Annotated in this window: 25 protein-coding genes; 9 read left to right on the top strand and 16 right to left on the bottom strand. The window is 58.9% G+C overall.

The genetic code is table 11. The annotated features are described in order from the left end of the window. The first annotated feature begins 30 nt into the window (after positions 1 to 30). A complete protein-coding gene (locus AC2FD8_RS05880; RefSeq protein ID WP_496854494.1) occupies positions 31 to 354 on the top strand; it encodes a hypothetical protein in 324 nt (107 codons plus the stop codon). 19 nt (positions 355 to 373) lie between these two features. Here the strand turns inward: AC2FD8_RS05880 and AC2FD8_RS05875 are convergent, their stop codons facing one another. Then, on the bottom strand, positions 374 to 730 hold the full coding sequence (locus AC2FD8_RS05875) for a diacylglycerol kinase (RefSeq protein ID WP_496874289.1): 357 nt from the start codon (positions 728 to 730) through the stop codon (positions 374 to 376). Between the two features lie 139 nt (positions 731 to 869). Next, the gene (locus AC2FD8_RS05870) at positions 870 to 1,058 is read right to left on the bottom strand and encodes a hypothetical protein (RefSeq protein ID WP_496854492.1); all 189 of its coding nucleotides are present in this window, start codon (positions 1,056 to 1,058) and stop codon (positions 870 to 872) included. A 229-nt stretch (positions 1,059 to 1,287) separates the two neighbouring features. On the opposite strand from AC2FD8_RS05870, the gene AC2FD8_RS05865 reads away from it, so the two are divergent. Further along, positions 1,288 to 1,530 (top strand): CDGSH iron-sulfur domain-containing protein, encoded by a 243-nt coding sequence (locus tag AC2FD8_RS05865; RefSeq protein WP_496854491.1) that lies wholly within the window; start codon positions 1,288 to 1,290, stop codon positions 1,528 to 1,530. A gap of 23 nt (positions 1,531 to 1,553) precedes the next feature. On the opposite strand, the gene AC2FD8_RS05860 is transcribed toward AC2FD8_RS05865, so the two are convergent. From AC2FD8_RS05860 to AC2FD8_RS05845, 4 genes are read right to left on the bottom strand one after another with little or no spacing between them, the layout of a single operon-like run. Further along, positions 1,554 to 1,823 carry a DUF6455 family protein gene (locus tag AC2FD8_RS05860; RefSeq protein WP_496854490.1) on the bottom strand — a complete coding sequence of 90 codons (270 nt, stop codon included), beginning with the start codon at positions 1,821 to 1,823 and terminating at the stop codon, positions 1,554 to 1,556. A 14-nt stretch (positions 1,824 to 1,837) separates the two neighbouring features. Beyond that, positions 1,838 to 2,134, bottom strand: coding sequence for a DUF6455 family protein (locus tag AC2FD8_RS05855; RefSeq protein ID WP_496854489.1), 297 nt, complete (start codon positions 2,132 to 2,134; stop codon positions 1,838 to 1,840). Positions 2,135 to 2,157: 23 nt separating this feature from the next. After that, entirely contained in the window at positions 2,158 to 2,526 is a 369-nt protein-coding gene (locus AC2FD8_RS05850; protein ID WP_496854488.1) for a YigZ family protein, read from the bottom strand. Further along, positions 2,523 to 3,224: a M48 family metallopeptidase gene (locus AC2FD8_RS05845; protein ID WP_496854487.1), complete on the bottom strand. Its 702-nt coding sequence runs from the start codon at positions 3,222 to 3,224 to the stop codon at positions 2,523 to 2,525. Before AC2FD8_RS05845 ends, AC2FD8_RS05850 begins: the two co-directional genes overlap by 4 nt. 120 nt (positions 3,225 to 3,344) lie before the next feature. Between AC2FD8_RS05845 and AC2FD8_RS05840 the strand changes: the two genes are divergently transcribed. From AC2FD8_RS05840 to AC2FD8_RS05830, 3 genes are all read left to right on the top strand, one after another. Continuing rightward, positions 3,345 to 3,593: a DUF8831 family protein gene (locus AC2FD8_RS05840; RefSeq protein WP_496854486.1), complete on the top strand. Its 249-nt coding sequence runs from the start codon at positions 3,345 to 3,347 to the stop codon at positions 3,591 to 3,593. 173 nt (positions 3,594 to 3,766) lie between these two features. Next, entirely contained in the window at positions 3,767 to 4,345 is a 579-nt protein-coding gene (locus tag AC2FD8_RS05835) for a nitroreductase family protein (protein WP_496854485.1), read from the top strand. Continuing rightward, positions 4,342 to 5,034, top strand: coding sequence for an EI24 domain-containing protein (locus tag AC2FD8_RS05830; protein WP_496854484.1), 693 nt, complete (start codon positions 4,342 to 4,344; stop codon positions 5,032 to 5,034). Before AC2FD8_RS05835 ends, AC2FD8_RS05830 begins: the two co-directional genes overlap by 4 nt. A gap of 2 nt (positions 5,035 to 5,036) precedes the next feature. On the opposite strand, the gene AC2FD8_RS05825 is transcribed toward AC2FD8_RS05830, so the two are convergent. Together AC2FD8_RS05825 and mce are read right to left on the bottom strand one after the other, a co-directional pair. Next, on the bottom strand, positions 5,037 to 5,309 hold the full coding sequence (locus AC2FD8_RS05825; protein WP_170374730.1) for a DUF1467 family protein: 273 nt from the start codon (positions 5,307 to 5,309) through the stop codon (positions 5,037 to 5,039). A 21-nt stretch (positions 5,310 to 5,330) separates the two neighbouring features. Beyond that, positions 5,331 to 5,735, bottom strand: a complete 405-nt coding sequence (mce, locus tag AC2FD8_RS05820) for a methylmalonyl-CoA epimerase (protein ID WP_496854483.1) — start codon at positions 5,733 to 5,735, stop codon at positions 5,331 to 5,333. A gap of 135 nt (positions 5,736 to 5,870) precedes the next feature. Between mce and AC2FD8_RS05815 the strand changes: the two genes are divergently transcribed. Next, a complete protein-coding gene (locus AC2FD8_RS05815; protein WP_496854482.1) occupies positions 5,871 to 6,587 on the top strand; it encodes a response regulator in 717 nt (238 codons plus the stop codon). A 430-nt stretch (positions 6,588 to 7,017) separates the two neighbouring features. Here the strand turns inward: AC2FD8_RS05815 and aspS are convergent, their stop codons facing one another. From aspS to AC2FD8_RS05795, 4 genes are all read right to left on the bottom strand, one after another. Continuing rightward, positions 7,018 to 8,793: an aspartate--tRNA ligase gene (gene aspS, locus AC2FD8_RS05810; RefSeq protein WP_496854481.1), complete on the bottom strand. Its 1,776-nt coding sequence runs from the start codon at positions 8,791 to 8,793 to the stop codon at positions 7,018 to 7,020. A gap of 77 nt (positions 8,794 to 8,870) precedes the next feature. Next, on the bottom strand, positions 8,871 to 9,542 hold the full coding sequence (locus AC2FD8_RS05805; protein ID WP_496854480.1) for a CPBP family intramembrane glutamic endopeptidase: 672 nt from the start codon (positions 9,540 to 9,542) through the stop codon (positions 8,871 to 8,873). Then, complete coding sequence (locus AC2FD8_RS05800; protein ID WP_496854479.1) at positions 9,539 to 10,183, bottom strand: aminotransferase class IV family protein; 645 nt, start codon at positions 10,181 to 10,183, stop codon at positions 9,539 to 9,541. The genes AC2FD8_RS05805 and AC2FD8_RS05800 overlap by 4 nt, the downstream gene beginning before the upstream one ends. After that, complete coding sequence (locus AC2FD8_RS05795; RefSeq protein ID WP_496854872.1) at positions 10,138 to 11,265, bottom strand: aminodeoxychorismate synthase component I; 1,128 nt, start codon at positions 11,263 to 11,265, stop codon at positions 10,138 to 10,140. Before AC2FD8_RS05795 ends, AC2FD8_RS05800 begins: the two co-directional genes overlap by 46 nt. A 177-nt stretch (positions 11,266 to 11,442) precedes the next feature. Between AC2FD8_RS05795 and carB the strand changes: the two genes are divergently transcribed. Next, positions 11,443 to 14,787, top strand: coding sequence for a carbamoyl-phosphate synthase large subunit (gene carB / locus AC2FD8_RS05790; RefSeq protein WP_496854478.1), 3,345 nt, complete (start codon positions 11,443 to 11,445; stop codon positions 14,785 to 14,787). A 55-nt stretch (positions 14,788 to 14,842) separates the two neighbouring features. Here carB and AC2FD8_RS05785 read toward each other — a convergent pair whose 3' ends face one another. The 3 genes from AC2FD8_RS05785 to AC2FD8_RS05775 are packed head-to-tail and all read right to left on the bottom strand — an operon-like array spanning position 14,843 to position 19,397. Continuing rightward, a complete protein-coding gene (locus AC2FD8_RS05785) occupies positions 14,843 to 17,884 on the bottom strand; it encodes an efflux RND transporter permease subunit (protein ID WP_496854477.1) in 3,042 nt (1,013 codons plus the stop codon). Positions 17,885 to 17,895: 11 nt separating this feature from the next. Then, on the bottom strand, positions 17,896 to 18,933 hold the full coding sequence (locus AC2FD8_RS05780; protein WP_496854476.1) for an efflux RND transporter periplasmic adaptor subunit: 1,038 nt from the start codon (positions 18,931 to 18,933) through the stop codon (positions 17,896 to 17,898). Beyond that, positions 18,930 to 19,397: a MarR family winged helix-turn-helix transcriptional regulator gene (locus AC2FD8_RS05775; protein ID WP_496854475.1), complete on the bottom strand. Its 468-nt coding sequence runs from the start codon at positions 19,395 to 19,397 to the stop codon at positions 18,930 to 18,932. Before AC2FD8_RS05775 ends, AC2FD8_RS05780 begins: the two co-directional genes overlap by 4 nt. Positions 19,398 to 19,565: 168 nt before the next feature. Here AC2FD8_RS05775 and AC2FD8_RS05770 point away from each other — a divergent pair, with 168 nt between their 5' ends. Further along, positions 19,566 to 20,690 carry a beta-ketoacyl-ACP synthase III gene (locus AC2FD8_RS05770; RefSeq protein ID WP_496854474.1) on the top strand — a complete coding sequence of 375 codons (1,125 nt, stop codon included), beginning with the start codon at positions 19,566 to 19,568 and terminating at the stop codon, positions 20,688 to 20,690. A 103-nt stretch (positions 20,691 to 20,793) separates the two neighbouring features. On the opposite strand, the gene AC2FD8_RS05765 is transcribed toward AC2FD8_RS05770, so the two are convergent. Then, positions 20,794 to 21,255 (bottom strand): hypothetical protein, encoded by a 462-nt coding sequence (locus AC2FD8_RS05765; RefSeq protein ID WP_170480426.1) that lies wholly within the window; start codon positions 21,253 to 21,255, stop codon positions 20,794 to 20,796. Positions 21,256 to 21,617: 362 nt separating this feature from the next. Here AC2FD8_RS05765 and AC2FD8_RS05760 point away from each other — a divergent pair, with 362 nt between their 5' ends. Next, on the top strand, positions 21,618 to 22,196 hold the full coding sequence (locus AC2FD8_RS05760; RefSeq protein ID WP_496854473.1) for a thymidine kinase: 579 nt from the start codon (positions 21,618 to 21,620) through the stop codon (positions 22,194 to 22,196). Positions 22,197 to 22,204: the final 8 nt, after the last annotated feature.

Genomic DNA, 22,204 nt, shown 5'->3' with positions numbered 1-22,204 from the left:
TGCTGAACCCCACACAGTTTGGAGGGTTTCATGTTTCGGTTTCCGGCGATTTCATCTCATTTCAAAATCTTGGCGGTGGCGGCCATGGTGCTGGCGCCTCCGGTGGCGGCACAGCATGCGCATGGCGGCTCGGTCAAGATCTTGTCGGGCGGTGGCAGCAAACTGGTGTTTCACAAACGCAGCAAGCACTATGTTCACCGGCATCACGCGGCTCCGGTCGTTAAACACAGGTCCAAACGCGCCAAACCTGCCCTTCATCCGCGTCGAAAACTGGTTCTCAGGCATCACAGGCCACGGCACCTGAAACACAGATCGTTTGGTCTGCGTCACAAGATACATCGCAAGTTTCGCTAAACCTCTATAGCGTTTCGGGTTAGATCAGACCGATCAGCGCCACGACCCAGGCAATCCCGGCGGCAATCGCTGTCAAGGCAACGGCTGCACTTGCGGCGTCCTTGGCCTGCCCAGCCAGCGGGTGATGGTCGGTCGAGGTAAAGTCTACCGCCCTTTCGATGGCCGTGTTGAACAGCTCTGCCACAAGAACCAAAACACCCATGACAAGGATCAACGCACGCTCGGCCCCGCTGATGGGGAACCAAATAGCAAGCGTTGCCGAGATCAGATTGGCATACCCCCAGACCCGAAAAGAATACTCATCCCGCCAGGTGACAGCCAATCCCTGCCAGCTCCAGATGGTGCGGTCCTTGAGGCGGGAAAAGAATTTGAGCATGAGTCCTCGGGTGATTGCTGTCGTGCCGTTCTGAAGGGTTGCGGCGCGCTGTGCAATGGGTAAGAAAAAACCGCCCCAAGGGCGGCATCCACTCCGTCGGATGTGCAGACGGCCCACACCGGGGCCGCCTGCAAAGACTTTACTGGGTAACCGGGTTGCAGACGGTCTGACCTGCTTCGGTTGTTGCCAGATCATACCCGCCCGGGCAGCTTGGCGTGCCAGCTTTGTCATAGCTTGGCTGAACAAATACTGGGGTCGGTTCTTCCTGCTGCGCGCAAGCAGTCAGGACCAGAGCAAATGCACCAATGGCGGCAAACTTCAGTTTCATGTCCATCATTCCTTTATTACTTTGCTGATATTGCCCAATTTTCGGGGCCAGAATCAGAATACGGGCTGGCCGCCAATCTGGCAACAGAATCAATCACGAATCCGTGTAACACAGCGATTCCATGCCTGCGCAACCCGTTTTCTGCGATCCGCAAGCAAAGACGGGCTACCTTTTCGGGAACATAACCCTAGACTTGTTTGAGACATCAGCAAAAGGACGGAGTAGCCACATGTCTCAGCCCCCGATCATCGCCCAGAACGCGCCCATTCCCGTCGAGGTCGAAGAAGGAAAAAGCTATTTCTGGTGCTCTTGCGGCCAGTCCAAGCGCCAGCCTTTCTGCGATGGCTCCCACAAAGGCAGCACGTTCGAGCCGGTCAAATACACTGCTGAAGCCAGCAAGAAAGTGTTCTTCTGCGCGTGCAAGCACACCTCCAAGCAACCCCTGTGCGACGGGTCGCATTCCAAGCTCTGATTGTCAGGTCAGGTCCTGAGGCCTCAGGCCTGTTCGGTCTGCACGGTCTTGAGCGCGGCAAATTTCGCACGATTCGGACAGGTCCGCCGCGTGTCCGCACCTGCGACCTGCCGATCCATCCATTCTGGGCAGTCTTGCGCAGAGGCGCACCCTCGGCAGAACTGGATCATCTCGGCCCAGTCCTGTTGGCTCAGCTTGCCAGACCGGTGCGCCTCAACAAGGTCCGTGCCGGTTGTCTGACCCATGCGCAGGACCAGACGAACATGTGTCATGATGCTTCCCAGATGCGGCATACTGCCAACCGGCTTTAGGGCATAAGCTTATGCAGCAGGTCTTTGTTGCGGCAATAGTCCGGGGTGCGGCTCAGATAGGATGCCTGAGATAGCAGAGCCTGACAATTGCTCGGGTTGGGACAATCGGTACAACGCAGCACCGCATCCGAGAGTTGATCCATGGACACATCGCCCCTGATCGTGGCTTCCTCGAGATCGACATCCAGCATGTTCGCCATGTCGTCCACCAAACCGGCATGCAGTCGCAGTGATTTCAGGCTGGGCATGTTGCGTCCTTTCCCTGTCGCGCTGACAAACAGGGTAACAAGCATGGGGCAAAGGACTTTGATTCAGGTCAAGTCGGGGTACTGATCCGATCCAGATAGGCGCGTGTGGCGTCCTGAACCCGGCGGAAGCGATCTCCGCCCAGCTTTTTGCCGCCATACCAGCGGGTGACGATGATCACGTGATTGCGCAATCCTTCACGCTCCAACATGCGCAGGATCACCATGCCGGCACCGCTTTCTCCATCGTCCGCCTTAAGCCCGCCCGTCGGCAAAACCGCCGCCCATGTATTGTGCGTGGCCTTGGCATAGCTTTTGTCCGAACGCAGCGCGTCCAGCACCGCATCAATCTCGGCCCGCGATTCGACATGCGCGCCCGAGACCGCGTATTTCGAGCCCCGATCCGTCAGGACGACCCCCAACCGCAACACATCTGTCATTGGGTCAATCCAAGTTGTCGGGCCGTTTGCTGAACGATTTGAACCCGCTTTGCGTTAGGCGGATGTGTGCTGAGGAACCTGTCACCGGGATCCGGGATGCGGTCGAAATACTTGGCACCGACCAGAGGGTTATATCCGGCATTGTAGGTAATGATTGTGCCCAGTTGATCGGCCTCAAGCTCGAAGGTTTGAACATAGGCCTGCACACCCACCTTGGCACCCAGTTTCTGCGCCTGCTCAATCTCGGCATCGCTGCCGCCGCGCAGCCGCGCCAGATCTCCGAATTTCGCAGCACTGGCACTGGCGTTTTCGCTTTGACGGGCGATGTGTCTCAGAACGTGATGCGCCGCCTCATGGCCCATGACAAAGGCCAGCTCATCCGCGTTCTGGGCCGACTGGATCATCGAGCGGGTGAAAATGATCACCGGTTGCTTTTTGTCGTCCAGCGTCTGAAACGCATTCGCCGGAGCCTTTGGGTTCAAGTCCACCAGAATCCGGAAATCACAGTTCTGCCCCCGAGAGGCGCTCAGACACTGCGCGCGTGCCTCGTCACCGATTACCCGGCTAACCTCGCGGAAAGTCTCAACCGTTATGGGCGCGTCCGAGGCCTCCCACTCGGCGACGGACTGCTCACGCAGGGTTTCCGCGCTACATGCCGCCAGAAACAGTGCAATCACCAGAAGAATGAGTCGACGCATCACGTTTCCTTCACGCGGTCAGGCCCTGAGGGGAACATAGCGCGCGCATGACGGCACGACCATACCCGGAACGCGCCCAAACGGCTTGCATTGCGAGGCGGTCGCGCGCACTCTGAGTGCATGTTTTCGATTGAGCATGAATTCGACTCGACGGTGATTACTCTGGTGGATGAAGGCGACAAGCCTTTACATGAGGACGTTGTCATCAACAGCTTCGCGGAATGCGTGACGTTGGAGCAATTCGATCCCCGTACCGGTGAGGTCCAGAAAATCACGCTGTCGCCTGAACAGGTACGTGATCTGGCGGCCGCGCTGGACCTGCCTGAAGGTGTCTATCAGATTCGCGAAACGCAGGATCAAGAGTCCTAAAGCGCGCATGGACGGCGACCCGTCGATGTCTTAGATATCCCAAACGTAGCCATTCAGCCCCCTTTTCCGCAGGCACCGACCGGGCGGAAAAGGCCCAGCGACCTTGTCCAGCCCCTTGAAACCCAAGCCGTGGCAACCAAAATACAAACCGCTGATGTAAAGGAAGTTAACATATGTCCCTGAAAAACCCCGCCGCGCTGGAATTTCTGCAGGTGCGCCGCTCTCGCCCTGCAAAAACGCTGATCGCTCCGGCTCCGACGCGGGATGAGCTGTTGCCGCTGCTGACCGCAGCCGCGCGCAGCCCTGATCATGGCAAGCTTGAGCCTTGGCGGTTCATTGTGTTGGAAAAGGGCGCAATGGCGCGTCTGGCCAGACTGACCGAGGAATGCGGCGCCGCTTTGGGCAAAAGCCCCGAAGACATCGCCAAGGCGCGCAGCCAGTTTGATCTGGGACATCTGGCCGTGGCGGTGATCGAGGTCCAGAAACCGTCCGAGAAAATCCCGGCCATCGAACAGACCTATTCGGCAGGTGCGGTCTGTCTTGCGCTGCTCAACGCCGCGCTGGCCGCAGGATGGGGCGCCAATTGGCTATCCGGCTGGCAGACCCATGACCGTGCCTTCTGCCAAAAGGCATTTGGGCTGGCCGACAATGAACGCGTCGCGGGCCTGATTCACATCGCCACCGAAGGCACCACCCCACCCGAGCGCCCTCGGCCCGATGTTGCAGCCATGACGGAATGGGTCACGGAATGATCATCCTCAACGCGTTTTTTGCAGCGCTGGGTCAGATCGGAGACCCAAAATTCCGCTCTGTCCTGTTTCGGGGCATCGGGCTGACAATCCTGTTGCTGATCCTCGCCTGCGCGGGCGCGATCTGGTTCATCAATTCGCTGTCCGGTAACGAGATTTCACTGCCTTTCGTCGGCACGGTTCCGTGGTTGAACGACGTGCTGAATTACTCGGGCATTTTTCTGGTGCTGGTGTTGCCGGTGTTCCTGATGGTGCCGGTCGCCTCGGCCATCACCTCGATCTTTCTCGAGGACGTGGCGCAGGCTGTTGAGGACAAGCACTATCCGACCCTGCCCAAAGCCCCAAGGATACCGGTATCCGAGGCCGTCATGGATGGGTTGGCCTTTATGGGTGTGCTGATCCTGGCCAATATTTTCGCACTGATCCTCTACGCGATCTTTCCACCCTTCGCGCCCTTCATTTTCTGGGCGATGAACGGATTTCTGCTGGGACGGGAGTACTTTACGCTGGCCGCTATGCGCCGCTTGGGCCGTGATGGGGCGCGTAAGCTACGCGCCAAACACGCCACCACCATCTGGGCGGCAGGAACGCTTATGGCAATCCCGCTTTCCGTTCCTTTGGTGAACCTGGTGATCCCGATCCTCGGGGCGGCCACGTTCACCCATATCTATCACAAGCTTTCGGCCAACTGAGGTCAGCGCGGCTCCAGCTGGTTCAACCAGTCGAAGTCGCGCACCGAAATCGCGCCCGACAGGATGATCCCGGCTATGATCGCCCACAAAACGATCGAAATGCCGGTGGTGATCCACATCTTCTTTTTCATGTGATGCTCTTCCGGCGCACCCGCATGGGTGCCCGGAACGATATCCCCCAAGTCGCCCTGCGTCTTGATACGAATAGGCAGAACGATCAGCAGCGTCATGAACCAGATGACGGCAAACAGAACCAAAGCAGCAGTGATAGTCATGTCAGGCCCTCCGGGCTGGCGTTAGACCTGTTCCAACTCAACCAGGCAACCGTTGAAGTCTTTGGGATGCAGAAACAGCACTGGTTTGCCGTGGGCACCGATCTTGGGATCGCCCGAGCCAAGCACACGCGCGCCGGTTTCCTTCAGGTGGTCACGGGCAGCGATGATATCGTCGACCTCATAACAGACGTGGTGGATGCCTCCGGCGGGGTTCTTTTCCAGAAACCCGTTGATCGGGCTGTCATCACCCAGCGGGTACAGAAGCTCGATCTTCGTGTTGGGCAGTTCGATGAAGACAACCGTCACACCATGATCGGGTTCATCCTGAGGCGCACCCACCTTGGCGCCCAGCGCATTGCGGTATTGATCCGATGCGGCCTCAAGGTCCGGAACGGCGATGGCAACGTGGTTCAGGCGTCCAATCATGATAGTCTCCTCTGTCCTGCGTTGCCTGGGTTATGGGGGCTGCCCGGCCAAAGAACAAGTGCGCCAAATTGCCCGTTAACCCTGTGTTAGCCAGAAGTTCCTAGCGTGAGGCATCTGCTGGATAGGAGAGCTGCCATGGACGATTCGGGACCATTGACCACCATTGCCACACCCACCGCGACCCAGCCGTTGCGGGGACAGACCATTCTGGTTGTCGAAGACAGCCGGTATTCCTGCGACGTGATCCGCCTGATGTGCTTGCACAGCGGCGCGCGGATCCGGCGTGCAGATTGCCTGAAATCGGCCCGACGCCACCTGCAGATCTATCGCCCCTCGATCATCGTCGTGGACATGGGGCTGCCAGATGGCTCGGGCGCTGATCTGATTGTCGAACTGACGCGGGCCACGCCTCGGATCGGTGTGATCCTTGGCATGTCCGGCGATGATTGCACGCGCGAACAGGCGATGCAGGCCGGGGCAGATGGGTTTCTGGATAAGCCGATCAAATCCATGGCCTTCTTTCAGAAAACCATTCTTGAGCTGCTGCCCGAAGACCGCCGCCCCAGCGAACTCCATGCGGTCCGGGATGAGCAGATCCATCCTGACCCCCTCGCCTATCAGGACGACATGGCCCATATCGCAGATGTTCTGGCCGGGCCGAATGATCACCGCACATTGGACTATGCAGCCCAGTTTCTGGGCAGCGTCGCGCGCGAGGCCAATGATCTGGTCCTGATCAAGGCGGCAAAAGACCTTGCCGCTTCGCGCTCTGAGGGGACGCCGATCACCGCCCGTGCAGCGCAGGTTGCCGGGATCGTTCAAAACCGATTGCAGCAGAAAGAGGCTATCTAAATTGATCACCGCCTATTTCATCACCGCATCTTTGTTGTGTTTGTGGATATACCGACAGGCGCGCAGCTCGGCTCGGGCCATTCGGGCGAAACGGGTCGGGGTAGCCAATCCTCTGGACTAGGGCGTTTCAGGTCTTACCGGAATCACCAAGTGACATGAATGTCCCGAGAACGCTGAAAGCGTGGCAGGGTATTCGTGTCCCAGGTTTAGCCCGAAACGTTATAGGGCGTTTCAGGTTTCAACTTAAGGACTTGGCGCATCCAATGTCCTTAGAATACCACAGGCATAGCCAGGTATTGGTGCTTCGGGTCAGAACCGGGATATCACCTTATCCTTGATCCCGATGATTTGTGTGATCGGGTGTTTCGCGGCGATTGCATAGTTTCGCCCCCCAAACGCAAACCGCCCGCTTGAAGCGGGCGGCTGTTGTTTAATCCTGAGGGATGATACGAAGCCCCAGCTCCATCAACTGGTCCGAGCTTGGATCGGACGGCGCATCCATCATCAGATCTTCGGCACGCTGGTTCATCGGGAACATCATGACCTCGCGGATGTTGGCCTCGTCGGCCAGCAGCATCACGATCCGGTCGATGCCCGCCGCGCAACCACCGTGCGGCGGCGCGCCGTAGTGGAACGCGTTGAATAGGGCCCCAAAGCGAGATTTCACTTCGTCCTCGCCATAGCCTGCCAGCTCAAAGGCTTTCAGCATGATTTCCGGCTTGTGGTTCCGGATCGCGCCCGAGACCAGCTCATACCCGTTGCAGGCCAAATCGTACTGATAGCCGCGCACGTCCAGAGGATTGCCGTTCAGCGCCTCCATACCGCCCTGCGGCATCGAGAACGGGTTATGTTCAAAATCGATAGCGCCGGTTTCTTCGTCCTGCTCGTAGATCGGGAAATCCACGATCCAGGCAAAGGCAAAGCGATCTTTTTCGGTCAGGCCAAGCTCATCACCGATCACGTCGCGGGCTTTACCAGCGACCTTTTCAAAGGCTTTCGGCTTGCCGCCCAGGAAGAACGCCGCGTCGCCGACACCCAGACCCAGTTGCTGACGGATCGCCTCGGTGCGCTCGGGGCCGATATTCTTGGCCAGCGGGCCCGCAGCCTCCATCCCTTCGCCCTGATCACGCCAGAAGATGTAGCCCATCCCCGGCAGACCTTCTTTTTGGGCAAAGGCGTTCATACGGTCACAGAACTTGCGGCTGCCACCGGTCGGCGCCGGGATGGCGCGAATTTCGGTGCCTTCCTGCTCCAACAGCTTTGCGAAGATCGCAAAGCCAGACCCGCGGAAGTGGTCAGAGACGACTTGCATTTTGATCGGGTTCCGCAGGTCGGGCTTGTCGCTGCCATACCACAGGGCTGCGTCCTTGTAGGAAATCTGAGGCCAGTCCTGATCGACCTTGCGGCCACCACCGAACTCTTCGAACACACCGGTCAGAACGGGCTGGATCGTGTCGAACACGTCCTGCTGCTCAACAAACGACATCTCGAGGTCAAGTTGGTAGAAATCGGTGGGCGATCTGTCGGCGCGCGGGTCTTCATCACGGAAGCACGGCGCGATCTGGAAATACTTGTCGAATCCCGACACCATGATCAGCTGTTTGAACTGCTGCGGCGCCTGCGGCAGCGCGTAGAACTTACCCGGATGCAGACGCGAGGGCACAAGGAAGTCACGCGCGCCTTCGGGCGACGAGGCGGTGATGATCGGCGTCTGATATTCACGAAAGCCCTGATCCCACATACGGCGACGCATCGAGGCCACTACGTCCGAGCGCAGGGTCATGTTCTGCTGCATCACTTCGCGGCGCAGGTCGAGGTAGCGATAGCGCAGGCGCGTCTCCTCGGGGTATTCCTGATCGCCGAATACCATCAACGGCAGCTCATCAGCCGCGCCCAGCACTTCCAACTCACGCACGTAAACTTCAATCTCACCGGTGGGCAGCTTCGGGTTCACCAGATCGGCGGCCCGCGCTTTTACCGTGCCGTCGATGCGTATACACCATTCCGAGCGCACTTTCTCGAGCTCGGCAAAGGCCGCGCTGTCGCCGTCGCACAGCACTTGTGTTACTCCGAAATGGTCGCGCAGGTCGATGAACAGCACACCGCCATGATCTCGGACACGATGCACCCAGCCGGACAGGCGGACGGTTTCACCGACATTGGCGGCGGTCAGTGCGGCGCAGGTGTGGCTGCGATAGGCGTGCATGGAATATCCCTTCGGGCGCAGAATTCGTCGCGCCGATACACCCTGTCAGGCTTGGAAAGTCAAGGCGGGTCGCGCCGTCAAAACGGCCTTTGAACGTTGCCGGAATAGAAATACACGCCCAGACCAACGGCAAAGATGATATTCCCCGCAATCGCGTGCAGCAGCACCGCGTAGAAGAAGGACCCTCGATTGCGATAGGCCCAGCTGAACAGCAGGCCGCCGACAAAGGTCATGACGGCGACGATCCAGCTCCAATACATCAGATGGGCGAAGGAAAAGACAGCCGCGTTCAGAAGATCGGCCCTGCGACCCTCGGGCAGGATCGCGTGGTAGCGACGGTAAAACAGTGGGCGGAACAACAGCTCTTGCGGCAGCGCAGACAGGAGCGGATAGCCGACCCAGATGAACGCCAGCATTTCGGGTCGGTGTTTCAGCAGGAAAAAAGCAGCATCCGGGCGGGTCAGGTAGATCAGCGCGGTGCAGAACAGTGCTGTAAAAGCCGCGAAAGCGGCCAGTTCGCGGACCGACCAGTTTGCCCAATTGTAGCGCAGCTCGGCCCATTGGAAGCCCGGCGTGACATGCAAGAGGAGGACGCCCAGACCGGTGAATGCGAACAAAGCCGGGAACATCCAGTCGGGTGGGAACAGGACAGCGATCAACAGCGGAGCGGCAACAAAGAACGCGCCAAACTCAAGCCACAAACGCCCCAAGGCGACCGGGTGATGATCCAACGCACTGTCGTTGCTCATAGCTCCACCAGCCTTGCAGGGATGAGACCACGTAGAGAGTTACCCATGTATATCGCCTTGGCGGATTTCAGATCGGTCATGGTCAGTACAGCCTCGGCCCAGTCGTTTTCCAACAGCTCTTCACGCAGAATGCCCGGTAAAAGACCGCAAGACACAAGAGGCGTAAGCCTGCGCCCGTCCGGCATTTCAACGAACAGGTTGGTGATGGTTCCTTCGCACAGTTCGTCGCCCTCGTTGAGGAACAGCACCTCATCAATGCCTTCCGGCAGAGAGGCCCGGGCAGTGTCATAGACAGCGCGGCGCGTGGTCTTGTGCTGCAACCATATATCGCCTGAATTCAGCCGAAGCGGAGAAATCCCCAGCCGCCAGATCGGAGGGTTTTCGCCCAACGCCGCGGTGGTCAGGTCAAAGCCCCCGTCGACATCCATGGTCAGCCTGCACCGCAACGGGGTTTTGCTGGCAACGACCGACAGAACCCTGACCGCCGCTGTACGATCGAAGGGCAGCGCCAAAGCCCTTGCCGTGCGCGCCATGCGGTTCAGATGCCGGTCACATCGCAAGAAACCCTCATCGGGGTGGAACCCAAGCGTTTCGATCAGACGGAAATCAGGCTCAACTGGTGGGCGAAGCGGGCTTTCCATAGGGCTTCCTCGTATTCAGATGGGGCTGTGCTGTCCCATACCACGCCGCCGCCGACGTTCAGGGTGGCCTTTCTATCGTCCACCATCAGCGTGCGGATGGCTACGTTGAACTCCGACCGGCCATCCGGTGCGGCCCAGCCAATTGTTCCGCAATAGATATCGCGCGCCCAGGGCTCCAGCTCGGACAGGATCTCCATCGCGCGGATCTTCGGTGCGCCTGTGATCGAACCACAGGGGAACAGAGCCTTCATGACGTCGGACAGTCCGGCCCCGACCTGCAGCTGCGCCCGCACCAGCGAGACCATCTGATGCACCGTGGCATAGGTTTCGACCTTGAACAGTTCGGGCACGTGAACCGAACCGGGCAGCGCCACGCGGCTGATATCATTGCGCAGGAGGTCAACGATCATCAGGTTCTCGGCCCGGTTTTTCTCATCCGAGGACAGGAAATTGCGACGACGGGCATCCTCGGCCATGTCTTCGCTGCGGGGCTGGGTGCCCTTCATCGGCCGCGTTTCGATCTGTCCGGCCTCATCCGTGCGGAAGAAAAGCTCGGGCGAGCGGCTGAGGAGGTCCGGCAGGCCGTCCTGTTGCACCAGCGCTCCGTGGCCGACCGGCTGGCCGGATGTCAGCGCTGCGTAAAGCGCCGCGCTTTCTCCATCAACCGTCAGATCAATCGGGAAGGTCAGGTTCGCCTGATAGATATCCCCTGCCCCGATGGCATCATGCACCGTTTCGAAGGCCTGAGCATAGCGGGCTTCATCCCAACGTGGCTGAAACGCAGATACGCCGCAGTCGGCCTTGGGTAACGCGCTTTGATCCGGCGCATCGTAGACTCCGAAACATAGCAGCGGCAGTTTGCGATCATTCGGCAGCAGGCCAAGCAGCCGAGGTTCCAACACATAGCCCAGCTCGTAACTGGCATAACCGGCCAGCCAACTGCCCGCCGCGCGCGCGTCGTCAAGGGCCGCCAACGCCTGTGGCACCTCGTCCGCGGCATCCGCCCGGATGATGTGGGATGGCCGGTCGAACCGGGTTCCCGGACCGGCAGGTCCCTGATCAAAACGAATACGCAAGTGCATCCTCATTGGCCGTGATGCGCGATATAGAGAATACTCTGCCAAGGGAAGGGGGGGAAAGCGGCAATTTCGCCTTCGTTTCCGATACCTCTTGCACCTTTTCACGCGGTCCCTATAACGCAGGACAATTTGGGCGCTGGGGCGGTGCCCTGACTCGCTGACAATCAAAGGAACAAGGCCATGCCGAGAAGAACCGACATCCAGTCGATCATGATCATTGGGGCGGGCCCCATTGTTATCGGACAAGCCTGCGAATTTGACTATTCCGGCGCTCAGGCTTGTAAAGCGCTGCGCGAGGAAGGCTACCGGGTCATTCTGGTCAACTCGAACCCCGCGACGATCATGACCGATCCGGGTCTGGCCGATGCCACCTATATCGAACCGATCACCCCCGAAGTTGTCGCCAAGATCATCGAGAAAGAGCGCCCCGATGCCCTGCTGCCCACGATGGGCGGTCAAACCGGTCTGAACACCTCGCTCGCGCTGGAAGAGATGGGCGTGCTGGACAAGTTCGGCGTCGAGATGATCGGCGCCAAGCGCGACGCCATCGAAATGGCCGAAGACCGCAAATTGTTCCGCGAGGCGATGGACCGGCTGGGTCTTGAAAACCCTAAAGCAACCATCGTGACCGCCCCCAAGCGTGAAGACGGCTCCACCGATCTGGACGCCGGTGTGCAAATGGCGCTGGATGAGCTGGAAGAGATCGGCCTGCCCGCCATCATCCGCCCTGCCTTTACTCTGGGCGGCACCGGTGGTGGTGTGGCCTATAACCGTGAGGATTATATCCACTTTTGCCGCTCGGGCATGGATGCCTCACCCGTCAACCAGATCCTCGTCGATGAAAGCCTGCTGGGCTGGAAAGAATACGAGATGGAGGTGGTGCGCGACACTGCCGACAACGCCATCATCGTCTGTTCCATCGAAAACGTGGACCCGATGGGCGTGCATACCGGTGACTCGATCACTGTGGCCCCTGCCCTGACGCTGACCGACAAGGAATACCAGATCATGCGCAATGGCTCGATTGCCGTTCTGCGCGAGATCGGGGTCGAGACAGGTGGCTCGAACGTACAGTGGGCGATCAATCCCGAAGATGGCCGCATGGTCGTCATCGAGATGAACCCGCGGGTATCGCGATCATCCGCTCTGGCCTCCAAAGCGACCGGTTTCCCGATTGCCAAGATCGCCGCCAAGCTGGCCGTCGGCTACACGCTGGACGAGCTGGACAACGACATCACCAAAGTCACGCCCGCGTCGTTCGAGCCGACCATTGACTATGTCGTCACAAAGATCCCGAAATTCGCCTTCGAGAAATTCCCGGGATCTGAGCCTTACCTGACCACCGCGATGAAGTCGGTGGGTGAGGCGATGTCTATCGGCCGCACCATCCACGAATCGATGCAGAAGGCGCTGGCCTCAATGGAATCGGGCCTGACCGGCTTTGACGAAATCGAAATCCCCGGCCTGAACGTCGGCGTTTGGGAAGAAGCGGACGACAAGGCTGCCGTGATCAAGGCGATCAGCCAGCAGACGCCTGATCGTCTGCGTACCATTGCACAGGCGATGCGTCATGGTCTGAGTGATGACGAGATCTTCGGTGTCACCAAGTTCGATCCGTGGTTCCTGGCCCGTATCCGCGAGATTATCGAAGCCGAGCGTCAGGTCCGCAAAGACGGCCTGCCAGTGACCGAAGACGGCATCCGCAAGCTGAAAATGCTGGGCTTTACGGACGCGCGTCTAGGCAACCTGACCGGTCGGAATGAGGACAACGTCCGTCGCGCCCGCCGCAATCTGGGTGTGACCGCCGTCTTCAAGCGCATCGACACCTGCGCCGCCGAATTCGAAGCGCAGACGCCTTACATGTACTCGACCTACGAAGCTCCGATGATGGGTGAGGTCGAATGCGAGGCGCGGCCCAGTGATCGCAAAAAGGTCGTCATCCTCGGCGGCGGCCCGAACCGGATCGGTCAGGGCATCGAGTTCGACTATTGCTGCTGTCACGCCTGTTTCGCGCTGACCGAGACGGGGTATGAGACCATCATGGTCAACTGCAACCCCGAGACAGTCTCAACGGACTATGACACCTCTGACCGGCTGTATTTTGAGCCCCTGACCTTTGAACACGTCATGGAAATCCTGACGAAAGAGCAGGAAAATGGCACGCTGCACGGCGTCATCGTTCAATTCGGCGGTCAGACCCCGCTGAAACTGGCGAACGCGCTGGAAGAGGAAGGTATTCCGATCCTCGGCACCACGCCGGACGCGATTGACCTGGCCGAAGACCGTGAACGTTTCCAGGCGCTGGTCAATGATCTGGGCCTGAAGCAGCCGAAGAACGGCATCGCCTCGACCGATGAACAGGCGTTGGAGATTGCTGACGATATCGGCTTTCCGCTGGTTATCCGCCCTTCCTACGTTCTGGGCGGCCGCGCGATGGAAATCGTGCGCGATATGGATCAGTTGCGCCGCTATATAAACGAGGCCGTCGTGGTATCGGGCGACAGCCCCGTGCTGCTGGACAGCTATCTGGCTGGCGCGGTGGAACTGGACGTGGACGCTCTGTGCGATGGTACCGACGTTCACGTTGCGGGCATCATGCAACATATCGAAGAGGCCGGCGTCCACTCGGGCGACTCGGCCTGTTCGCTGCCGCCCTATTCGCTGTCGAAAGAAATCATCGGGCAGATCAAGGAACAGGCATTCAAACTGGCCAAAGCGTTGAACGTGGTCGGCCTGATGAACGTCCAGTTCGCGATCAAGGATGATGAGATCTACCTGATCGAAGTCAATCCGCGCGCCTCTCGTACCGTACCTTTTGTTGCCAAAGCCACTGACAGCGCTATTGCGTCCATCGCCGCGCGGGTCATGGCGGGTGAGAAACTGGCGGATTTCCCGAAACGCCCGCCCTACAAAACCGTGGACGATACCAAGATCGCTGACCAGATGACACTGGCCGATCCCGACATGCCATGGTTCTCGGTAAAAGAGGCCGTACTGCCATTCGCCCGCTTCCCTGGCGTCGACACCATTCTGGGCCCGGAAATGCGTTCGACCGGTGAGGTCATGGGCTGGGATCGCGACTTCCCGCGCGCCTTCCTGAAGGCGCAGATGGGGGCTGGTATGGTTCTGCCCTCGGCGGGCCGTGCTTTCATCTCGATCAAAGACGCCGACAAAACTCCTGCGATGCTAGAGGCTGCACAGGTTCTGGCAGAACAGGGTTTCTCGCTGGTCGCCACACGCGGCACACAGTCGTGGCTGGCAGAACAGGGCGTGGCCTGTGACATAGTCAACAAGGTCTATGAGGGCCGCCCGGACGTGGCGGACATGCTGAAAGACGGTCAGGTGCAGTTGGTCATGAACACTACCGAAGGCGCACAGGCGGTCGAAGACAGCAAGGCGATCCGGTCGATCGCTCTCTATGACAAGATCCCCTATTTCACCACCGCGGCAGCCAGCCATGCGGCAGCGTTGGCAATTAAGGCGCAGGCCGAAGGGGATGTTGAGGTGAAATCGCTGCAGGGCTGACCTGCAGCACCAGATAAAAAGTAAAACCCCCGGTCGCTGACCGGGGGTTTTTCGTTTAAGCAGCGATCGCGTGCCGCTTCTCATCTCGCTTGAAGAACAGCAGGTAGAAGACCGGGGCCGCGACCATGGTCAGCACCGTGGCAAAGGCCAGCCCGCCCATGATCGTGACCGCCATCGAGACAAAGAACGCATCGGTCAGCAGCGGGGCCATCCCAAGGATCGTCGTAATCGCCGCCAGCATCACCGGCCGCAGACGCGAAACGGATGCTTCGATGATCGACTCCTGTAGGGGTTTGCCCGTTGCACGGACCAGATCAATCTCTTCGACCAGAACGATGCCATTCTTGATCAGCATCCCCGACAGGCTGAGCAGACCCAGAAGAGCCGTAAAAGTGAACGGCAGTCCGGTGCCTAGCAAACCGATCACCACGCCATTCACCGACATTGGCACCAAAAGCCAGATAATGACCGGCTGGCGGATCGCATTGAACAACAGGACCGAGATCAGCACCATGATCAACAGGCTCAGCGGCAATTGCCTGCCAAGGCTTGCCTGGGCATCGCCCGAGTCCTCGAACTCGCCGCCCCATTCCATGCGATAGCCGGGTGGCAGATCCATCTCTTCGATCGTTGCGCGCACCTCGGAATGCACCTGCGCTGCGGTCACATCTGGCGGGATATCCGCGCCAACAGTGATCGTAAGAACCCGGTTGCGCCGGTGAACCTCGGTGTTGAGCAGCTGGTATTCGAACCCATCCACCATCTGCTCGATGGGCACGAATTGGCCCGACTGATCGGAATATACGACCTGATCGACGATCGAATAGTCACCCTCTGCAGGGCGGCGCAGTATGATCGGGATCAGGCGGTCGCGCTCGCGCAGGACGCCCCCGGTGATGCCGTCGGTCGAGAATTGCAGCGTGGCCGCAATATCTTCACGCGAAACACCGGCTGTCTGCGCGCGTTCGGTTGCGTAGATCGGTTGCACCGCCAACTCTTTCTCGCGCCAGTCATGGTGGATGTTGAGCGCGTTGGGCGTAGCAGCGGCCATGCGTTGAACCGCTTCGTCCGCCAACTGCCGCAGCACGGCTGGGTCGCTGCCCGAAAAGCGGGCTTGAATCGGGGTGCCTCCACCCGGACCAAAGACCAGACGTTTGGTGCGAAATTCGCTTTCTGGGAACTGAGCCATCCCAAAGGCCTCAAGTTCGGCCTGAAGCGTTGGGATATCCTCCAGCGTTTCCGACCGAATGATCATGTGACCGTAGCTCGGGTTCGGGTCCTCAGCGCTATAGGTCAGCATGAAACGGGTCGCGCCCTGTCCGACAAATGTGGTGACGGACACCACATCGTCACGTTCCGCCAACCAATCCTCAACCACGGCCATATCCGCTGAGGTACGCGAGATTGGTGTGCCTTGAGGCAGCTTGTAGTGGACAAAGAACAGCGGCGTATTCGAGTCCGGGAAGAATTGCTGCTTCATCAGGCCAAAGCCCGCATAACAGGCCACCGTTACAGCGATCAGCCCGGCCACAACGAGCCAGCGGAACCGCAACGCCCAGCGCAGGATCGCACCATAGACACGGAACAGAAGGCTGCCATAGGCGTCAACCTCACCCTCTTTGCCCTGTTTGAAGAAGTAGTGCGCCAACATCGGGGTAACTGTGATTGCCAGAACCCAGCTGAGCAGTAACGAGATCCCGATAACCGCAAAGAGCGAGAACAGGAACTCTCCGGTCGCATCGGGGCTGAGACCGATACCTGCAAAGGCCATGATGCCGATAACCGTCGCGCCCAACAACGGGATCTGCGTTTTTGAAGCCACCTCATCCGCCGCATCGCGCGAGGATTTGCCGCGCAGCATCGCGATCTGCATGCCCTCGGCCACGACAATAGCATTGTCCACCAGCATCCCCATCGCAATGATCAAGGCACCCAGCGAGATCCGCTCCATCTCAATCGAGAACAGCGCCATGAACAGCAGTGTCCCGACGACCGTCAGCAGCAATGTCGACCCAACCACGATGGCGGCGCGCCAGCCCATGAAAAGGCCCAGAACCGCAACCACGATGATCACAGACATAGCCAGGTTCACTAGAAAGTCGTTTGAGGCTTGCTCGACCACCACATGCTGCTGGTAGATGGGCAGGATTTCCACACCAAACGGGATTTGCGTGTCCAGTTCGGCGAATTTGGCATCCGCGCGTTTGCCGACTTCGACGATGTTCTCGGCGGCCGAACCGGCAATGCCCAGCGTAAAGGCCTCGGTCCCATCGAAGCGGATCATGATATCCGGGTCGGTCTGACGGGCGCGGTAGACGTTGGACATGTCAAACAGGTTGATCACCTGCCCTTGCGAGCCGACCGACAATCCGGCGATAGCCGATACACTATCCGAGCCTTCGGCGGTCAGAATGGCGGTGCGGTCGTTCTCGGACCGAACCGAGCCCGAGGCATTGACCGAATCCGCATTGGCAACCGCCTCATTGATGGCTTGGAACGGGACATTCTGGTTCACCGAGATGGCCAAGTCCGGTTCGATAAAGATCGCCTCTTGCGGCAGGCCCTGCACCTCGACATCGGCAACGCCGTCGACCGTTAACAGCTCACGCCGCAGAAACGTCGCCAGTTCGTGCTTTTCAGCGTCCGAGAACCCCTCGGCCGTGACGGCGTAGAACAAACCGAACACGTCGCCGAAACCGTCGTTAACGAAGGGCTGGTTTACGCCGGATGGCAGGCCCCGCGCCGCGTCGCCCACCTTGGCCCGCAGGCGGGTCCAGATGGCGGGCAATTCGCTGCCGTCATAGGTGGATTTGATCTCAACCTCGATCAGGGACTGCCCCGGTTGGTTCAACGAGGTGATCGTATCAACCTCACCCATCTGCTGGATCGCCGATTCCAAAGGCTCGGAGACCTCCAGCGCCACCTGCTCGGCTGTCGCACCGGGGTATTGCGTGACGATGACCGCGTTTTTGATTGTAAAGGCCGGGTCCTCCAGACGCCCCAGGGAAAGGAAGCCCCAGATGCCGCCAAACAGGGCAATCAGGATGATCAGCCACGTATAAAGCGGCCGGTCGATAGATGCGCGTGCAATTCTCATCCGCCCGCCCCTTAGTTCGAGAAGCCGGTGAAGCGGCGCACGCTCTGGCCGTCCGTCAACGCCGAACCGCCCGCGACAACAACCTCATCGCCGTCTAACAAGCCGGTCAGAACACGGACTTCGCCGGTCTGCGTTGGTTCGACGGTTACGGGTGCAAGGCGTACCGTACCCTCGTCCGCGCCAGCCGGAGAAAAGACCATCACGCCCAGCGCGTCATCCGAGCCAGTAACGATGGCTGACGCTGGTAGAACGATCCCCGTGCGGCCATCCCTGACATGCACGTTCACCGACACGGACGAGCCGGGCAGAATCTGTAGCCCCTCAGGCGGGGTCAGACCGAACTGAATGCGGAAAGTTTGCCCAACGCTGGAAGTCTCAGCATCGAATTCGCGGATTTCCAGCGGGAAGACTTCGTCGCTTACGGGAAATTTGGCCGTGATCGTGATGTCATCCTGCTGTCCCGAGCGTTGGAACAGGATCTCGGGGACGTCCACCTCGATCCGCAGTTCCGACATATCGTGAATACGCACGATCGGAGTCCCCGCCGACACTGTGGTAAAGGCCTCAACTGCGCGGCTGGACACAAGCGCGTCGAACGGCGCCGTCAGCGTTGCGTGTTCCAGCTCGTATTCCGCGTCGCGCAGCGCGATCGCGGCCAGCTGCGCTTCGGTTTCGGAATCATCGACTGCCACTTGGCTGGCGGTAGTGCCGCGCAACCGCGACAGGCGCGCAACAGTGCGGTCGGCCTGTTCTTTCTGCAAGCGGGCGCGATCCAGCCTGAGTTCGAACGGTTCCTGATCCAGACGGGCAATCAGACCGTCCTTCGGAATGACGAACCCTTCGGTGACAGGCATCTCAACAATCTGCCCTGCAACCTGAAAGGCCAGATCAACGGTCTGACGCGCAGCGACGCGGCCAAAAAACTGACGCGTGAAGCCCGGCGCCGTTTCCTGCACCTGCATCAGCTTGACCGGTTTCGCGGTCTCTTGCGCGACAAGCGGCGTCGCCAAAACGGCCAATAGAAGGCCCAGAGAAGTCAGCTGTTTCATTTCTTCAATCCCTTGGGAATTCCCGTTTTCAGTACGTTGTCACGAATCTTGCTCGCCATCCGGGCGAACTCGGCTGTTTCTTCTGCGTTCAGGCCCGAAGCCTTGTGAAACAGATCTCCGGCCGCTGACACCAGCATATCACGCGCGCCCTCGCCCTGTTCGGTCAGCACCAGCAACCAAGCACGGCGATCGTTGGGATCGCGCTGGCGCGCCAGATAGCCGGCTTCTTCCAGAGCATCCGCAGTGGCCGTGATGGTCGATGGCACACTCAGCATGTCCGCCGCCAGTACACCCATCCGTTTGGGTTCATCCAGCTTGATCAGCATATGACATTCCGGGTGGCTCAGGTCGGTTTCGATGGTGCCGAAGGTCTCTTCGAGTTTCCAGTAGAGGGCATAGACGCCCATGATCGCCTGAATTTCAGGGCTCAGGCGGCCAAGCCTGTCGCTGATACTGTCTGACATGAAAGAGACTCCGAAAGGTCATTGCGGGCCATATACTTCAAAATATGAACTATTCAACATCTGAAGTTGCGATTCATCTTCTGGCCGAGTTTCCCTCGGGTCATCAAGACTTGATCAAATGTCCTTGTGACTGCATTTTGGGCAAACCCAAAACGTTCAGGACCAGCCATGTATATCCCTGCGATCACCGGTACAGGCGTTTACACGCCCGAAAACGCCATCACCAATGCCGAGTTGGTAAAAGCCTTCAACGCCTATGCCGACAAGGTAAACGCAGAGAACGCCCAGGCCATCGAAGCCGGGCAGATGGAACCGATGCAACATTCGTCCGAAGAGTTCATCGTCAAGGCGTCAGGCATCGAAAGCCGCTATGTGATGGACAAATCCGGTATATTGAACCCCGACAGCATGCATCCCGCTTTGCGTCAGCGCAGCGATGACGAGCCGGGGATCATGACCGAAATGGCAGTGGATGCCTGCAACAAGGCGCTGGCGCAGGCCGGTCGGACAGCGGCAGATGTCGATCTGGTGATCTGCGCGGCCTCGAACCATGAACGCGCCTACCCGGCCATCGCCATCGAGATACAGCAGGCTTTGGGCATCAGTGGCTTTGGGTTTGACATGAACGTCGCCTGTTCCTCGGCCACGTTTGGCATTCAGGCGGCGGCGGATATGGTGCGGTCGGGTTCAGTTCGGTCCGCATTGGTCGTAAACCCCGAAATCTGCTCGGGCCATCTGGAATGGCGCGACCGGGATTGCCATTTCATCTTCGGCGACGTGGCCACGGCCACCTTGATCGAACGCATCGAAGACGCGCAAGGCCCGCATTTTGAGGTCCTGTCGACCCGCTGCGCCACAAGTTTTTCCAACAATATCCGCAATAACAACGGCTTTCTCCGCCGCTCGCGCCCTGATGGGATGATCGACCGGCGCGACATGCAGTTCATGCAGAACGGGCGCAAGGTCTTCAAGGAAGTGCTGCCCATGGTCAGTCAGCATATCAAGGATCACATGGAGGCCGAAGGCATCGTCAGCGACGACCTGAATCGCTTGTGGTTGCACCAGGCAAATAAGACCATGAACGATTTCATCGGCAAGAAGGTTCTTGGACGCATACCCGAGGCGGGTGAGCAGCCCAACATCCTGCAGGACTATGCCAACACATCCTCAGCCGGGTCGATTATTGCCTTTTCCAAATACTCGGACGATCTGGAGGATGGTGATATCGGACTGATCTGCTCGTTCGGGGCGGGGTATTCGGTGGGATCCGTCATCGTGAAACGGAAATCCTGAACCGGACGGGGTTAGTCAAACCACCACCTAACGGCGCGATAGTGCGAGACTTTGCAATCGTTGGATTTTGACAAAACCGCCCAAAGGCGCTTTGTGCCAGTTTTCAGCTTACGCTTTCTTCTTCGAGATGCAGCTTCATCTCGATCAGTACCTGCTGCAAAAGGCTGGTTTCCTTCAGCAGGCGCTTGGCTTCGTTGACGGTGATGATCCCGTCTTCGATGGCGGCCTGATACTCGGTCATCAGCATGGCGAACCGCTGGCTCAGGGCGATGACATCGGCGTTCACGCCACCTGTGCGCGGGGCGTCCGTGTTGCGATCCCCGTAAGACAGGGTGATGTTCTTCAGGTCCGCCAGCGCCGAGGTGACATGCGGATAGTTGGCCGCATTTTCAAGCCGCGCGACCGCGTCGACGGGCATGAACCGATCAGCATGTTCTGAATTGTCCGAATAGTAGCGGCCCAGCGTCGCCTTGGATTTGCCCGTGATCTCGCACGCGGCTTCGATCCCTACATCTTTCACCAACGCTTCGGTGTGTTTCTTTAGATATGCCCCGATATCTGCCATATTTTTACCTTTGTTACCTGCACGCGCCGCCCCTTCTATTCGTTTTGGGGGAAAGCGTAGGGAAATTTCCCATAACTGAATCATAATTGAAATGCCATAAATTGACTATCCCTCAGATATGCGGGGGATTTTGTGAGTGAGTGGCGGCCGTTCAGTGCCGGTAATGAGTAATCGTGAGGCACTATTGTTCAGCCTCACTCCGTTTTGGTCACATGTTGACCGATGGCGTCGCTGTTGCATGCGCAAGGTTCCATCCCCAAAGAGCATCTGCTCGGCCTCTGCAATGGCAACGGCGGCGTCACTTCTTCTCATCAGGCGATTGATGTCTTGTCGGATTGGCGCCGGCGATTTAGACCCGCCGCATGGCAAAACTGTATTTCAATTACTCGACCATGAATGCGGGCAAATCGACCGTATTGCTGCAGGCCTCGCACAACTACCGTGAGCGCGGCATGAAGACCTATCTGATGACCGCCGCCGTGGACGGGCGCGATGGTGTGGGGCGGATCGCCTCGCGCATCGGGATTTCCGAGCAGGCCGATACGTTCCGCCCTGATGATAACGTCTTCACAATGATCGAAACGCGCCAGAAGGCCGATCAGATTGCCTGCGTCTTCGTGGATGAGGCCCAGTTTCTGTCCGAGGATCAGGTCTGGCAACTGGCCCGCGCTGTGGATGATCTGAAAGTGCCAGTGCTGGCCTTTGGGTTACGGGTGGATTTCCAGGGCAAGCTCTTCCCCGGCTCAGCCGCTCTGCTGGCCTTGGCGGATGAGATGCGCGAGGTCCGCACCATTTGCGAGTGCGGACGCAAGGCCACAATGGTGATTCGGCAGGACGAAAATGGCCGCGCCATCACCGAAGGCGCGCAGGTTCAGATCGGCGGGAACGAGACCTATGTCTCGCTCTGCCGCAAACACTGGCGCGAGGCGGTCGGCGACTAGATCCCTTT

The organism is Ruegeria sp. YTSC192, from assembly GCF_059609705.1.
This window is presented reverse-complemented; position numbering and strand designations above follow the sequence as displayed.

Bases quoted from the DNA above. Each gene is read 5' to 3' on its own strand.
- AC2FD8_RS05795 (WP_496854872.1), bottom strand. From the start codon at position 11,265: ATGCACTTGCGTATTCGTTTTGATCAGGGACCTGCCGGTCCGGGAACC.
- AC2FD8_RS05880 (WP_496854494.1), top strand. From the start codon at position 31: ATGTTTCGGTTTCCGGCGATTTCATCTCATTTCAAAATCTTGGCGGTG.
- AC2FD8_RS05845 (WP_496854487.1), bottom strand. From the start codon at position 3,224: ATGCGTCGACTCATTCTTCTGGTGATTGCACTGTTTCTGGCGGCATGT.
- AC2FD8_RS05760 (WP_496854473.1), top strand. From the start codon at position 21,618: ATGGCAAAACTGTATTTCAATTACTCGACCATGAATGCGGGCAAATCG.
- AC2FD8_RS05870 (WP_496854492.1), bottom strand. From the start codon at position 1,058: ATGAAACTGAAGTTTGCCGCCATTGGTGCATTTGCTCTGGTCCTGACT.
- AC2FD8_RS05765 (WP_170480426.1), bottom strand. From the start codon at position 21,255: ATGGCAGATATCGGGGCATATCTAAAGAAACACACCGAAGCGTTGGTG.
- AC2FD8_RS05875 (WP_496874289.1), bottom strand. From the start codon at position 730: ATGCTCAAATTCTTTTCCCGCCTCAAGGACCGCACCATCTGGAGCTGG.
- AC2FD8_RS05805 (WP_496854480.1), bottom strand. From the start codon at position 9,542: ATGAGCAACGACAGTGCGTTGGATCATCACCCGGTCGCCTTGGGGCGT.
- aspS (WP_496854481.1), bottom strand. From the start codon at position 8,793: ATGCACGCCTATCGCAGCCACACCTGCGCCGCACTGACCGCCGCCAAT.
- AC2FD8_RS05785 (WP_496854477.1), bottom strand. From the start codon at position 17,884: ATGAGAATTGCACGCGCATCTATCGACCGGCCGCTTTATACGTGGCTG.
- AC2FD8_RS05830 (WP_496854484.1), top strand. From the start codon at position 4,342: ATGATCATCCTCAACGCGTTTTTTGCAGCGCTGGGTCAGATCGGAGAC.
- mce (WP_496854483.1), bottom strand. From the start codon at position 5,735: ATGATTGGACGCCTGAACCACGTTGCCATCGCCGTTCCGGACCTTGAG.
- AC2FD8_RS05775 (WP_496854475.1), bottom strand. From the start codon at position 19,397: ATGTCAGACAGTATCAGCGACAGGCTTGGCCGCCTGAGCCCTGAAATT.
- AC2FD8_RS05825 (WP_170374730.1), bottom strand. From the start codon at position 5,309: ATGACTATCACTGCTGCTTTGGTTCTGTTTGCCGTCATCTGGTTCATG.
- AC2FD8_RS05840 (WP_496854486.1), top strand. From the start codon at position 3,345: ATGTTTTCGATTGAGCATGAATTCGACTCGACGGTGATTACTCTGGTG.
- AC2FD8_RS05860 (WP_496854490.1), bottom strand. From the start codon at position 1,823: ATGCCGCATCTGGGAAGCATCATGACACATGTTCGTCTGGTCCTGCGC.
- AC2FD8_RS05865 (WP_496854491.1), top strand. From the start codon at position 1,288: ATGTCTCAGCCCCCGATCATCGCCCAGAACGCGCCCATTCCCGTCGAG.
- AC2FD8_RS05800 (WP_496854479.1), bottom strand. From the start codon at position 10,183: ATGGAAAGCCCGCTTCGCCCACCAGTTGAGCCTGATTTCCGTCTGATC.
- AC2FD8_RS05835 (WP_496854485.1), top strand. From the start codon at position 3,767: ATGTCCCTGAAAAACCCCGCCGCGCTGGAATTTCTGCAGGTGCGCCGC.
- AC2FD8_RS05815 (WP_496854482.1), top strand. From the start codon at position 5,871: ATGGACGATTCGGGACCATTGACCACCATTGCCACACCCACCGCGACC.
- AC2FD8_RS05780 (WP_496854476.1), bottom strand. From the start codon at position 18,933: ATGAAACAGCTGACTTCTCTGGGCCTTCTATTGGCCGTTTTGGCGACG.
- carB (WP_496854478.1), top strand. From the start codon at position 11,443: ATGCCGAGAAGAACCGACATCCAGTCGATCATGATCATTGGGGCGGGC.
- AC2FD8_RS05770 (WP_496854474.1), top strand. From the start codon at position 19,566: ATGTATATCCCTGCGATCACCGGTACAGGCGTTTACACGCCCGAAAAC.
- AC2FD8_RS05850 (WP_496854488.1), bottom strand. From the start codon at position 2,526: ATGACAGATGTGTTGCGGTTGGGGGTCGTCCTGACGGATCGGGGCTCG.
- AC2FD8_RS05855 (WP_496854489.1), bottom strand. From the start codon at position 2,134: ATGCTTGTTACCCTGTTTGTCAGCGCGACAGGGAAAGGACGCAACATG.